Source organism: Pseudomonas petroselini (genome assembly GCF_045037875.1).
Classification (GTDB): domain Bacteria; phylum Pseudomonadota; class Gammaproteobacteria; order Pseudomonadales; family Pseudomonadaceae; genus Aquipseudomonas; species Aquipseudomonas petroselini.
This window is the reverse complement of sequence record NZ_CP173614.1, coordinates 4917583-4930282: the sequence shown is the minus strand read 5'-3', so window position 1 is coordinate 4930282 and position 12700 is coordinate 4917583. Positions and strand designations below refer to the sequence as shown.

The following is a 12700-nucleotide window of genomic DNA, read 5'->3' as shown; positions in this document are numbered from 1 at the left end:
AAGGGTTCCCATGGTTACCAGCACACAAAGCCGCCATCGACCAACAGGTCGACACCGGTGCAGAAAGACGAGGCCTGGCTGACCAGGAAAATCGCCGGGCCGACCATTTCTTCGACGCTGGCCATGCGGCCCATGGGCGTGGTCTGTTCAAAAATCTTCACCTGGTCGGCGACTTCCGGGCGCGAATTCATCGGCGTGGCGGTGTAGCCAGGGCTGATGCAATTGACCCGCAAGCCCTTGTCGGCCCATTCCATCGCCAGGCTTTTGCTCAGGTGAATCACGCCGGCCTTGGAGGTGTTGTAGTGCGCTTGAAGCAAGCCACGGTTGACGATGCTGCCGGACATTGAGGCGATATTGACGATGGCGCCTTTGCCTCGGGGCAACATCACCGCCGCCTGGGCCTGGCAACTGAGGAAGATGCCGGTGAGGTTGATGTCCAGGGTGGTTTGCCAGCGTTGGAGTTCGAGGTCTTCGGCGGCCTGGGCATTGGCGATGCCGGCGCAGTTGACCGCGACGCTCAATGCGCCGAGTTCGGATTCGGTGCGCGCGACCGCGGCATCCAGTGCGGCGCGTTCGGTGACGGTGCCGCTCAAGGCCAGGGCGCGACGGCCGAGGGCTTGGATGCGTTCGACGGTGCTGGCGATGCCGGGGCTGCCTGGTAGATCGAAGCAGGCTACGTCAGCGCCGGCTTTGGCCAGCCCGACGGCAATCGCCTGGCCAATGCCGCTGCCGGCGCCGGTGACAAAGGCCACTTGGCCCTGAAGACTGAAAAGTTGCATGAATAACTCCATTCTTGAAATCACAGTGGATCCCCTGTGGGAGGGGGCTTGCTCCCGATAGCGGTGTATCAGTCATACTTTTTCAACTGAACCACCGCCATCGGGAGCAAGCCCCCTCCCACATTGGATCTTCATTGTTTGTGGGTTATGCAGTAGCCATTTCCATCACCGACACCGGGGTGGCCTCGCCACGCTCCAGAATCCCCATCTGCCGCCCCCGGCTCATCACCATCACCCGATGGGACAGGCCGAGCACTTCATCCAGGTCGGAACTGACCACGATCACCGCCATGCCCTTGGCCGCCAGGTCCGCGATCACTTCATAGATCGCCGCCCGTGCGCCCACGTCGATGCCGCGTGTCGGCTCGTCAAGGATGAACACCTTGGGATTGCGCGCCAGCCATTTGGCAATGATCACCTTCTGCTGGTTACCGCCCGACAAGCTGGAAATTCGCGACTGCGGCGCACCTTTCACCCCCAGCCGCGCCACCGCCGTGCGGGCGAATTCGCGCAGCGGGGCAGGGAACACCCAGCCGCGTTTATCCAGCAGGTCGGTGTTGCCGTAGATCAGGTTGTCTTCGATGCGATGTTCCACCACCACGCCTTGCTGCTTGCGGTCTTCGGGCACCAGCACCACGCCGGCCTGGATCGCCTCAAAGGGCGAGCGCAAGTGGCGCACTTCGCCATCCAGCACTAAATGTCCTTGGATGTCCTGGGCCGCCCCGGCAATGGTGCGGACCAGTTCGGTGCGCCCGGCGCCCACCACACCGGCAATGCCGAACACTTCACCGGCACGTACGCTGAAGTCGATGCCGTGCAAGGCGAATTCGCGGCAACTCAAATCCTTGACCTGCAACATCACCTGCTCTTGTGGCGCTTGCAGGGCAGGGAAAATCCGCTCCAGGCTGCGCCCGACCATCTGCTCCACCAGTTCGCGCACCGGCACTTGCGCGGTGGCGTGCAAGGCGATCTGGCGACCGTCGCGCAGCACCAGCACGCGGTCGGCGATGCGCGCGATTTCTTCCAGGCGGTGGCTGATATAGATAAACGACACGCCTTCGGCCTTGAGCCGTTCCACCTGCTTGAACAGCAACTCGGTTTCTTCCCCGCCCAAGGCAGCGGTGGGTTCGTCGAGAATCAACAGGCTGGCCTTGAGGGTCAGCGCCTTGGCGATTTCAACCAATTGCTGGGCCGCCACGCTCAGGCCTTCGACCTTGCGCGACGCCGGCACCTTGAGCCCCAGGCGCTCCAACTGGATCTGCGCCTGGGCCTCCATGTACTCGCGGTCCACCCGCCCGTGACGCATGGGCAGGCGGCCGACGAAGATGTTCTCGGCGATCGACAATTGCGGCAGCAGGCGGATTTCCTGGTGGATCAGGCCGATCCCTGCGCCCAGTGCCGCACCCGGTGAAGCCGGTGCGTAAGGCGCGCCAAGCCAGGTCATGCTGCCCCCGGCTTCAGGCTGTACCAGCCCGGCGATGATCGACGACAAGGTCGACTTGCCGGCACCGTTCTCGCCGAGCAGGGCCAACACTTCGCCGGGGCGAATGTCCACGTTGACCTGCGACAGTACCTGCACCGGCCCGTAGGCCTTGCTGATATTGCGCAGGCACAGCACCGCGTCGGCGCGGGCGGTGTCCAGGGCTGCTGCTTGCATGACGACCTCCAAGGCTTACGGGTGCTGTTGCAGGAACGGCGCGACGTTTTCTTTGGTGGTCAGCACAGTCGGCAATAGTTGTTCCTTAGGCACGTCTTTACCGGCTTTGAGGTCGATGGCGGACGCCACGGCCAGACGCCCCATTTTCTGGGTCTGCTGGGTCATGGTCGCGTTCAACACGCCGCTTTGAACCGCCTTGAGCCCGGCCACATCGCCGTCGAAACCGACCACCACCACCTTGTGATCGAGGTTGCCGACCTTCACCGCTTGGGCGGCGCCCAAGGCCATGGCATCGGCACGGCCAAAGAACACGGTGATGTTCGGGTCACGCTGGAGCAGGTCCTGGGCCACGGCGAAGCCTTTGTCCTGGGCCCATTCGGCGGGTTGCTGGGCGACGACTTTAAGGTCCGGGAAGGCTTTCAAGCCCTCTTCGAAACCCTTGGCGCGATCATTCTCGGGGGTGGTGCCGAGCTGGCCTTGCAGGATCGCGATGCGGCCCTTGCCGTCGGTGAGCTTGCCGACGTATTCGGCCAGGGTCTTGGCACCGGCCACGCTGTCGCTGGCGATGAAGGTATCGCCCGGTGCATCGGGGGCGTTGCGGTCGACGGCGATCACCGGGATCCCGGCGGCCTTGGCGGCTTTCACCGGCACACCGGCGGCGGTGGCGCCGGCCGGAATGTAGATCAGCACATCGATCTGGCGGGTGATCAGGTCTTCAATCTGGCTGACCTGGGTGGAGGAGTTGCCCTGGGCATCCACGGTGATCACCTTGATGCCCTTGGCCTTGCCCTCGGCTTCCACCGATTGCTTGATCTGGTTGAAGAAGTCGGCCTGCAGGTTGGCCACGGCGAGGCCGATGGTCAGGTCCTTGGCCCAGGTGGTGCCGGCAGCGGTGAGGGTGGCGGCCGCGAGGGCGGTGGCCAACAGCAGTTTCTTGGGGCTGAACATGTCGGTGACTCCTGGTTTTATTGTTGGAGGGTGTCAACTGTCGAACAGGTTTAACGGGCAGTGCTGGAGCGGCGTCGCAGGGTATCGATGGTGACGGCGAGGGCGATGACCACGCCGATCACCACTTGTTGAATAAAGGGCGAAACACCGAGCAGGTTCAGACCATTGCGCAACACGCCAATGATCAGCACACCGACCAGGGTGCCGCCGATGCTGCCAACGCCGCCGCTGAGGCTGGCGCCGCCAATCACCACGGCGGCGATGGCGTCCAGTTCCAGGCTCAGCCCGGCGCTGGGTTGCGAAGAGTCCAGGCGTGCCGCCAGGGTCACGGCGGCGATACCGGCCAGCGCACCGCTGATGGCGTACACCCACAGGGTGATCGCGCGTACCTTGATGCCGGACAGGCGCGCCACTTCCGGGCTGCCGCCCATGGCATACAGGTTACGGCCGCCGGCGCGAAAGCGCAGGAACACCCAGGCCACCACCAGCATCACCAGGAACAGCCCGACGGTTGCCGACAGAAACCCAAAGTGACGCACCGTGGCCAGGCTGGTGAACCAGTCCGGGTAGCCGACAATCTGCCGGCCTTCGGTGAGGATGTTCGCCAGGCCACGCGCCACCGACATCATGGTTAGCGTGGCAATGAAGGGGGGCAGTTTGGCGTAGGTGATCAAGCCGCCGGACACCAGCCCCGCAAGCATGCCGCTGGCAATCGAGATGGGAATCGCAAAGCCCAGCGGCACCGCCTGATCCTGGTAAAGCCAACCGAGCATCATCATCGAGAAGGCCAGCACCGAGCCGACCGACAGGTCGATGCCGCCGATCACGATCACGGCGGTCATGCCGATCGCGAGGATGCCCAGCACCGTGACTTGATCAAGAATGTTCAGGCCATTGCGCAGCGAGAAGAAGAATTCGGAACTGAAGGAGAAGACCAGCACCAGCAGCACCAGGCCGATCAGCGGGCCGCCGATATTGCTGGGGAGCAGTTTCACCAACCGTGGGCGATGGGGCGGCTTGAGTTCGGCCGGGTGCTGGACAATAGCTTTGGCGTCCACAGTGTTCTCCTGATTTATTTTTTTTGGAGTGCTTTCAAGCGCTTTGAATATTTATGCGTGCTTGACTGTTAATTCAGATTCCAGTGACACCGTGTCAAAGTCAAGCGCTTAATTTTTCCAATATGCCTCTAGGTCGCCACTTTCACCCCGCGCAAAGCCACGGGATAGATGAGCGCGCGTGGGATTTTGGCCGTTTGTCCGAGGGGGATTTCCAGTTTTTATTTCATTTTTCCACCGGTCATTCACTTGACCTGCTGAACGTTCAGCGTCTAAATAGAAATATATTGTCACTACTGAATAAATATTCAAACACAGCTTTGCACACGTTCACCCCCGCGTGGTCAGCCTCAAAGGAGCCGCTGCATGAATGCCTTCCAGTACGACGCCCACCAGATCAAAGAACAGGCCCGCCTGATCCGGCGCCATGTGATCCGCCTGAATGCCGACTCACCGGCCGGCGGCCACACCGGGGCCGACCTTTCGGAAACCGATATCCTCGCCACCCTGTATTTCCGCATTCTCAATACCGGGCCGGAGCGTATCGAAGACCCTGAGCGCGATATCTATATCCAGAGCAAGGGCCACGGTGTCGGCGGCTTGTACTGCTGCCTGGCGCAGGCGGGCTACATTCCCGTGGACTGGCTGCCCACCTACCAACACTTCAACTCCCACCTGCCGGGCCACCCGGTGCGGCAGAAAACCCCCGGCATCGAACTGAACACCGGTGCCCTCGGCCACGGCTTGCCGGTGGCGGTAGGGCTGGCGTTGGCGGCGAAGATGTCCGGCAGCAAAAAACGCATCTACGTGCTGACCGGCGACGGAGAACTGGCCGAAGGCTCCAACTGGGAAGCGGCGATGGCTGCCGCCAAGTACGGCCTGGATAACCTGTTCGTGATCGTCGACAAGAACAAGCTGCAACTGGCGGGGTTGACGGCCGAGATCATGCCCCTCGACCCGCTGGACGTGAAATGGGCGGCCTTCGGCTTCCGTGTCAGCGAGTGCGACGGCAACGACGTGGGCCAGTTGATCGAAGCCTTGGAAAGCATGCAGGCCAAGACCGGCGTGCCCCAGGTGCTGATCGCGCACACCATCAAAGGCAAGGGCGTGTCGTTTATCGAAGCCCGTCCCGAATGGCACCACCGCGTGCCCAAGGGTGATGAAATCAACGCGGCACTGGAGGAGTTGAGTCATGGCGAGTGAACATCTGGCGAGCGTCATGGTGGAGGCCTTTATTGCCGCCGTCGATGCCGGACTGGACGTGGTGCCGGTGGTCAGCGACTCCACCTCCACGGCCAAGATCGGCCCGTTTGCGCAGCGTTTTCCCGAGCGATTGATCAATGTCGGCATTGCCGAGCAGTCGCTGGTCAGCGTCGCCGCCGGCCTGGCCCTGGGCGGCAAGATCGCCGCGACCTGCAACGCGGCGCCGTTCCTGATTTCGCGCGCCAACGAGCAGATCAAAGTCGACGTTTGCTACAACCAGGCCAACGTCAAAATGTTCGGCCTGAATGCCGGCGCCAGTTATGGCCCGTTGGCCAGCACGCACCACAGCCTCGACGATATCTCGGTGATGCGTGGCTTTGGCAATGTGCAGATTTTCGCCCCGGCCGACGCGATTGAATGCCGGCAGATCGTCGACTACGCGCTGCGCTACCACGGCCCGGTGTATATCCGTCTCGACGGCAAGGCCTTGCCGGATGTGCATACGGGCGACTATCAATTCGTGCCGGGGCAGGTGGATATCCTGCGCCAGGGCGCGGACGTGAGCATCGTCGCCTTGGGCTCGGTGGTGCATGAAGCGGTGGACGCGGCACGGGTTCTCGCGGAGCAGGGCATCCAGGTGCAGGTGATCAACCTGTCGTCGATCCGGCCGTTGCAGCGTGACGTCTTGCTTAGCGCCCTGAGTGGCACGCGGGCGGTCATCACCGTCGAGGAACACAATATCAACGGTGGCGTCGGCAGCCTGGTCGCCGAAGTGCTGGCCGAAGCCGGGCTTGGAATTGCCCTGGTGCGCCTGGGTATTGGTGATGGCGAATATGCCGCCGCCGGCGCCCGCGAACCGACCCGCGCCTTGCATAACATCGACGCGGCTGGGATTGTGGCGGCTGCCACTCGGTTGCGGTGAAGGCGATGACGAATAACACTCCGCTGATCCTGGCGATAGATGAAGGCACCAGCAACGCCAAGGCGGTGCTGGTCAACGAACGCGGGCAGGTGATCGCGCGGGGCTCGCGGCCGCTGAGCATCACCCATCCGCAGCCGGGGTTTTCCGAGCAGGACCCGCTGCTGATCTGGTACAGCACCCTGGCCGCCATCGAAGAATGCCTGGCCCAAGTGGACCGGCCGATCACCGCGCTGGCGATCAGCAACCAGCGTGAATCGGTGGTGGCCTGGGACCGGCATACCGGCGAAGTGCTGTCGCCGTGCATCAGTTGGCAATGCCGACGCTCCACCGCGTTGTGTGTCCAGTTGCATGAGCAGGGGCATGAGGCACTGATTCTGGACAAAACCGGCTTGGCGTTGGACCCGATGTTCTCGGCAGGCAAGTTCCGCTGGATTCTCGACCACCTTGAGGATGGCCACGCACGCGCCGCCGCCGGCGATATCTGCCTGGGCACGGTGGACAGCTGGCTGCTGTGGAAGCTCAGCGGCGGTCAGGTGTTCGCCACCGACTACTCCAACGCGGCGCGCACTCAACTGTTCAACCTGCACACCTGTGCCTGGGACCCGGTGCTGTTGGACCTGTTCCAGATTCCGCTGGCCGCATTGGCGCCCATCCAGCCGAGCGCCGGCTTTTTTGCGGAAACCGTCGCGGCGGGTGGTTTGCCCGCCGGCATCCCGGTGATGTCGATGATCGGTGACTCCCACGCTGCGCTGTACGGGCAGGGCGGTTTTGCGCCGGGGCTGGTGAAAGCGACGCTCGGCACCGGCTCGTCGTTGATGACGCCCATGGGCGGCCCGATTGCCTCGACGCACGGGCTGTCCACCACCCTGGCCTGGCATGACGGCGGCCAACCGACGTTCGGCATGGAAGGCAACATCGTCCACACCGGCGCCGCCGTGCAGTGGGCTTCGCGCCTGGTGGCGGGGGAATCCCTGGATGTGCTCACCGAGCAGGCCGCGCAACTGCCCGACAACGGTGGCGTGTATTTTGTGCCGGCGCTGTCCGGGCTGGGCGCGCCACACTGGCAGGCGGATGCACGTGGCTTGATCTGCGGGCTGACCGAGGCCACTTCCGGCGCGCATATCCTGCGGGCGTCGCTGGAGTCGATTGGGTATCAGATCCGGGATGTCTTCGAGGCCATGCAGCAGGACATCGGCAGCCCGTTGAAGGAACTGTGGGTGGACGGCGGCGCGACGCGCAACCGTTGGTTGATGCAGTTTTTGGCTAACCTGTTGCAACGCCCGGTGGTGCGCAGCCTGTCGCCGGAGGTCTCGGCGCTGGGCGCGGCGCACCTGGCGGGGAGGGCCTTGGGTGTGTGGGTGAGTGATGAAGCGCTGGGCGCGCTGGAGCGGCAGCGGGAGCGGTTTGAGCCGCAGGATGATTGCGCGATGGCGGGGCGTTATTCAGCGTGGAAAAAGGCGCTGGCTCGGACACTGTTGTGACGTGTAGGTGCTTGCTCCCGCTCCATCTAACGGTTAGACCGCGATGCAAATGTGGGAGGGGGCTTGCCCCCGATAGCGGTGTGTCAGTCGATTCATCAGGTGACTGATTCAGCGCCATCGGGGCATCGGTATCTACACTACCCTGGGTATAGCGCTGGACCTGTGGCGAGGGAGCTTGCTCCCGCTGGCTGCCTGACAGCCAAGCGCCATCTAACGGTTAGACCGCGATGCAAATGTGGGAGGGGGCTTGCCCCCGATAGCGGTGTGTCAGTCGATTCATCAGGCGACTGATTCAGCGCCATCGGTGCCTCGGTATCTACACAATTCTGGGTATGGCGCAGGACCTGTGGCGAGGGAGCTTGCTCCCGTGGCGGCCTGACAGCCAAGCGCCATCTAACGGTTAGACCGCGATCCAAATGTGGGAGGGGGCTTGCCCCCGATAGCGGTGTGTCAGTCGATTCATCAGGTGACTGATTCAGCGCCATCGGGGCCTCGGTATCTACACAATTCTGGCTACGGCGCTGGACCTGTGGCGAGGGAGCTTGCTCCCGCTGGCTGCCTGACAGCCCACCGCCATCTAACGGTTAGACCGCGATCCAAATGTGGGAGGGGGCTTGCCCCCGATAGCGGTGTGCCAGTCGATTCATCAGGTGACTGATTCAGCGCCATCGGGGCCTCGGTATCTACACAATTCTGGGTATGGCGCAGGACCTGTGGCGAGGGAGCTTGCTCCCGTGGCGGCCTGACAGCTGACATGGATGCTGGATCAGACCAGGTACATATCCGTTATTTAGGTAACGGCCACTATGGGTTCCGCTTTTACAGCGGGTCACTTTTGGAAGAGCGCCAAAAGTAACCAAAAACGCTTCGCCCCAACACTCGGCACCTCGCTCACGCTCGGTGTGCCCGTAATCCGCCAGGTATTTGGGGGGCCGCCGCCACGCGCCATCCATGGCGCGGGGCGGCTAAACCGGCATCCCTGCCGGTTTACCCCCCAAATCCCTGTCGAATTCCGGCCAGCGTGTTTGACGGGGCGCCTGAGATCAAAAGCTAGATCAAGATCAGGATCAGGATCAACAGCGGCTCGCTTCGCATCGTGGTTACCTGTTACGGGCTCAAGGCTTCCAGGTTTGTACATCCTTGGCGTCCACGGCCTTGGGCAACAGCCCTGCCTTGAAGAATGCATCGGCGATTTTCTGCTGCTCGCTCAACTGATCGATCGTCACCGGTTGCACCTGATAACTGCGGTGCGCATTGGCTGCTTCAACCGTGGCCACATCCAGGTTGCCCCACAGCGGGCCAAGCACGTTGGCCGCGTCTTGCGGGTGGGTTTTCACCCATTTGCCGGCCTTTTCCAGCTGTGCATACACCACGTTCAACACGTCTGGATGCGCCTTGGCGTACGGCGTGCCGGTCAGGTAATAACGCTTGTAGCTGGCCAGCCCCGTACCGTCCGCCAGGGTGCGTGTCGGCAGTTGACGTTGCACGCTGGTAAGGAAGGGCTCCCAGGTGACCCAGGCGTCGACCTTGTTGTTCTCGAACGCTGCGCGACCGTCGGCGGGTGACAGGTAGGCCGGTTCGATATCCGAAAAGGCCAGCCCCGCCTTGGCCAGCGCGGCGATCAGCAGGTAGTGCGTGCCGGCCGCCTTGGTCACGGCGATCTTTTTGCCCTTGAGGTCCGCCAGCTGCTGGATCGGTGAGTCCTTGCGCACCACGATGGCCTGGGCGGAAGGCGAGGCTGCTTCCTGGGCGAAGTAGGTGAGCTTGGCCTGGGCCGCCTGGGCGAAGATCGGCACGGTGTCGGCCACGTCGGCGCTGATGTCGACGTTGCCCACGTTCAACGCTTCCAGCAGCGGCAGGCCGCTGGGGAACTCGTGCCAGCTCACGTCGATGTTGTCGGCCTTGAGGGCTTTTTCCAGGGTGCCCTGGGTTTTGAGCAGGGTGATCAGCGTCGAGGATTTCTGGTAACCGATGCGCACGGTTTCCTGGGCCTGCGCACTGACTGCGACGGCAAAGGCCAGCAACCCGAGGACGGCGGCGAGGGGGCGACGTAGGGACATGGTGAGCTCGATCTCTAACAAAATAGCCCTGAGCTTAAAGTTCTAAAAACCATTCGTTAAATACTCTTTGGCTCTTAGCTTAGGGCGCTTTTTCCGCATTCTGAAGAATTGGGCATAACGATAGAATTATAGGGTTCTTTCATAATTTCTCGTCATTAATATAATCGAATTAACTTTACTGCCAGGCCCTGCGCGGTTTTTTGGCATATGCAGCTGTCTTCTTCTCACCCACGCCAAGGCCTTTCATGACGTTCAAGAAACTAATCGTCGCCGCCAGTTTGCTGTTCGCTGCTGCGCTGGCCCATGCCGAGCAAACCCTGGACATCAGTTACCAACGCTCGTCCACCTTGTGGATTTTGCTCAAGCAGAACGGCCAGTTGGAGCAGCGCCTCAAGCCCTTGGGATTCACCGTCAACTGGCATGAATTCAGCACCGGCCTGCTCAGCTCGTTGAACGCCGGCAGCGTCGACCTGCACGCCGATGTGGCCGACGCCTTCGCGCTGTTCACCCAGGCCGCCGATGCACCGCTGACCTATTACGCCCAGGAGAACTCATCGCCGGGCGCCCAGGCGATCATCGTTCCGGACCAGTCGCCGATCCACAGCATCGCCGACCTCAAGGGCAAGACCGTCGCGGTGTCCAAGGGCTCGGGCAGTAACTTCCTGCTGATTTCCGCCTTGAAAAAGGCCGGGCTGACCCTGGCCGATATCACCCCGCGCTATCTGGAAGCACCGGACGGTGGCGCGGCCTTCGCCAATGGCAGTGTCGACGCCTGGGTGATCTGGGACCCGTTCCTCGCCTCCCAGCAACTGGATCACCACGTGCGTGTGATCGCCGACGGCAAGGACGGCCTGGCCGACTACAACCGTTTCTACCTGGCCACGACTAAGTTCGCCAAGGCCCACCCGGACGTGTTGCAGGTGACCTTCGACACCCTGCGCGAGACCGGCCAATGGGTGAAGGCCCACCCCAAGGAAGCCGCCGACATCCTCGGCCCGCTGTGGGGCAATATCGCCCCGGCCACCGTGGAGCGCGCCAATAGCCGACGCAGCTACGACATCATTCCGGTCAAGGTGGAAAACCTCGCCGAGCAGCAGCGCATCGCCGACACCTACTACACCGCCAAGCTGATTCCCAAGCCGTTGAAGGTCAGCGCCATCAGCGTGTGGACACCCAAGCCATGAGCCGCCAAATCCATTTATCCGCGTTCCTGTTGAGTGGGCCGGTGGTGCACAGCCATGCGGTGTGGCGCCACCCGGAAACCGTCGGCAATTACCTCGACCCCGAGTACTACACACGGGTGGCCAAGGTGGTGGAGGAAGGGCTATTCGACTTCCTGTTCTTCGCCGACCGCCTCGCGGTGGGCGATCAAATGGGCGGCTCCCGCGCGTTCGCCTTGCGCTATGGCGCCCAGGACGCCACGCGCCTGGACCCGTTGCCGATCCTCTCTTACCTGGTCGGCAAAACCAGCAAGCTGGGCCTGGGCGCGACGCGGTCCACCACTTATTACGAACCGGCGCACATCGCCCGTGAATTCGCCACCCTGGACCACCTGTCCAAGGGCCGCGCGGCGTGGAATATCGTCACCTCGATGAACGACAGCGAAGGGCGCCTGTTCGGCAAGGACAAGCACCTGGAGCACGACCTGCGCTACGACCGCGCCGATGAGTTTGTCGAAGTCGCGCTGAAACTGTGGAACAGCTGGGGCAAGGACGCGCTGAAGCTGGATCGCGAAAGCGGTGTGCTGGCGGACCCGGAGTTGATCCGTTCGGTGCAGCACCAGGGCGAATGGTTCAAGGTTGAAGGCCCGCTGAATATTCCGCGAACGCCCCAGGGCCGACCGGTGCTGATCCAGGCCGGTTCGTCAGGCCGTGGGCGGCGCTTCGGCGCGCGTTGGGCCGAGGCGATCTTCACCATCCATCCGCATTTGGCGGCGATGCGTGCGTTCCGTGATGACGTGCGCGCCCAAGTGGTGCAGCAAGGCCGTGACGCCGACAGCTGCAAAGTACTGACGGCGGTGATGCCGTTCATTGGCGGCAGCGAAGCCGAGGCCCGCGCCAAGCGCGATCAGCACAACGCGTTGGCCCGGCCGGGGTTGGGGCTGGTGACACTGGCTTCGCAGCTGAATGTGGACCTGTCGCCATTCCCGCTGTCGGCGACGCTGGCCGAGATTGCCCAGTCGCCGCTGATCCCTCCGGCCGCTGCGGAAAAGCTCTTGATGCAAGGCCCGCAAACCACTCTGGAACAGCTGGGGCGCATCTTCGCCAGCAGCGTGCGCGTGCCGCAATTGGTGGGCACCGGGGCGCAGATTGCCGATCAATTGGCCGAGCTGTTTGAGCAGGGCGGTTGCGACGGGTTTGTGATCTCTCCGGGGTACCTGCCGGGGTCGTTCACCGAGTTTGTCGAGAGCGTGATTCCGCATTTGCAGCGCAAGGGCTTGTTTCGCACCGCGTATGCAGGGTCGACGCTGCGCGAGCACCTGGGCCTCGCCGAGCTGCAGGGTTGAGCGGCTATTCATCCTGTAGTGAGCGGGCTTGCCCCGCGCCGGGCTGCGAAGCAGCCCCACTAAGATCGCCGCGTTCTTTCAGGTAACAC

At 62.7% G+C, this 12700-nt stretch carries 10 protein-coding genes; 5 read left to right on the top strand and 5 right to left on the bottom strand.

Features of this window, described 5'->3' with window-relative positions; all coding sequences use genetic code 11:
• Window positions 1–14: 14 nt before the first annotated feature.
• The 4 genes from ACI512_RS22540 to ACI512_RS22525 form a co-directional block, all read right to left on the bottom strand.
• Window positions 15–779 carry an SDR family oxidoreductase gene (locus tag ACI512_RS22540; RefSeq protein ID WP_236383096.1) on the bottom strand — a complete coding sequence of 255 codons (765 nt, stop codon included), beginning with the start codon at window positions 777–779 and terminating at the stop codon, window positions 15–17.
• Window positions 780–924: 145 nt separating this feature from the next.
• Window positions 925–2436 carry a sugar ABC transporter ATP-binding protein gene (locus ACI512_RS22535; RefSeq protein ID WP_052308672.1) on the bottom strand — a complete coding sequence of 504 codons (1512 nt, stop codon included), beginning with the start codon at window positions 2434–2436 and terminating at the stop codon, window positions 925–927.
• A 15-nt stretch (window positions 2437–2451) separates the two neighbouring features.
• Complete coding sequence (locus tag ACI512_RS22530) at window positions 2452–3384, bottom strand: sugar ABC transporter substrate-binding protein (protein ID WP_064052989.1); 933 nt, start codon at window positions 3382–3384, stop codon at window positions 2452–2454.
• Between the two features lie 50 nt (window positions 3385–3434).
• Window positions 3435–4442, bottom strand: coding sequence for an ABC transporter permease (locus ACI512_RS22525; RefSeq protein ID WP_012724867.1), 1008 nt, complete (start codon window positions 4440–4442; stop codon window positions 3435–3437).
• Window positions 4443–4805: 363 nt separating this feature from the next.
• Here ACI512_RS22525 and ACI512_RS22520 point away from each other — a divergent pair, with 363 nt between their 5' ends.
• The 3 genes from ACI512_RS22520 to ACI512_RS22510 are packed head-to-tail and all read left to right on the top strand — an operon-like array spanning window position 4806 to window position 8045.
• Window positions 4806–5642, top strand: coding sequence for a transketolase (locus ACI512_RS22520; protein WP_012724866.1), 837 nt, complete (start codon window positions 4806–4808; stop codon window positions 5640–5642).
• Entirely contained in the window at window positions 5632–6564 is a 933-nt protein-coding gene (locus tag ACI512_RS22515; protein WP_064052988.1) for a transketolase family protein, read from the top strand. The genes ACI512_RS22520 and ACI512_RS22515 overlap by 11 nt, the downstream gene beginning before the upstream one ends.
• A gap of 5 nt (window positions 6565–6569) precedes the next feature.
• Entirely contained in the window at window positions 6570–8045 is a 1476-nt protein-coding gene (locus ACI512_RS22510; RefSeq protein ID WP_236383097.1) for an FGGY family carbohydrate kinase, read from the top strand.
• Between the two features lie 1115 nt (window positions 8046–9160).
• Here the strand turns inward: ACI512_RS22510 and ACI512_RS22505 are convergent.
• Window positions 9161–10105, bottom strand: coding sequence for an aliphatic sulfonate ABC transporter substrate-binding protein (locus tag ACI512_RS22505; RefSeq protein WP_236380284.1), 945 nt, complete (start codon window positions 10103–10105; stop codon window positions 9161–9163).
• A gap of 245 nt (window positions 10106–10350) precedes the next feature.
• On the opposite strand from ACI512_RS22505, the gene ACI512_RS22500 reads away from it, so the two are divergent.
• Window positions 10351–11289 carry an aliphatic sulfonate ABC transporter substrate-binding protein gene (locus tag ACI512_RS22500; protein ID WP_236380286.1) on the top strand — a complete coding sequence of 313 codons (939 nt, stop codon included), beginning with the start codon at window positions 10351–10353 and terminating at the stop codon, window positions 11287–11289.
• The gene (locus ACI512_RS22495) at window positions 11286–12611 is read left to right on the top strand and encodes an LLM class flavin-dependent oxidoreductase (protein WP_236380288.1); all 1326 of its coding nucleotides are present in this window, start codon (window positions 11286–11288) and stop codon (window positions 12609–12611) included. The genes ACI512_RS22500 and ACI512_RS22495 overlap by 4 nt, the downstream gene beginning before the upstream one ends.
• The last annotated feature ends 89 nt before the right edge of the window (window positions 12612–12700 follow it).

What these genes read in the sequence shown, in the direction of transcription:
- ACI512_RS22540 (WP_236383096.1), bottom strand. Translation starts at nt 779, where the DNA reads ATGCAACTTTTCAGTCTTCAGGGCCAAGTGGCCTTTGTCACCGGCGCC.
- ACI512_RS22535 (WP_052308672.1), bottom strand. Translation starts at nt 2,436, where the DNA reads ATGCAAGCAGCAGCCCTGGACACCGCCCGCGCCGACGCGGTGCTGTGC.
- ACI512_RS22530 (WP_064052989.1), bottom strand. Translation starts at nt 3,384, where the DNA reads ATGTTCAGCCCCAAGAAACTGCTGTTGGCCACCGCCCTCGCGGCCGCC.
- ACI512_RS22520 (WP_012724866.1), top strand. Translation starts at nt 4,806, where the DNA reads ATGAATGCCTTCCAGTACGACGCCCACCAGATCAAAGAACAGGCCCGC.
- ACI512_RS22515 (WP_064052988.1), top strand. Translation starts at nt 5,632, where the DNA reads ATGGCGAGTGAACATCTGGCGAGCGTCATGGTGGAGGCCTTTATTGCC.
- ACI512_RS22510 (WP_236383097.1), top strand. Translation starts at nt 6,570, where the DNA reads ATGACGAATAACACTCCGCTGATCCTGGCGATAGATGAAGGCACCAGC.
- ACI512_RS22505 (WP_236380284.1), bottom strand. Translation starts at nt 10,105, where the DNA reads ATGTCCCTACGTCGCCCCCTCGCCGCCGTCCTCGGGTTGCTGGCCTTT.
- ACI512_RS22500 (WP_236380286.1), top strand. Translation starts at nt 10,351, where the DNA reads ATGACGTTCAAGAAACTAATCGTCGCCGCCAGTTTGCTGTTCGCTGCT.
- ACI512_RS22495 (WP_236380288.1), top strand. Translation starts at nt 11,286, where the DNA reads ATGAGCCGCCAAATCCATTTATCCGCGTTCCTGTTGAGTGGGCCGGTG.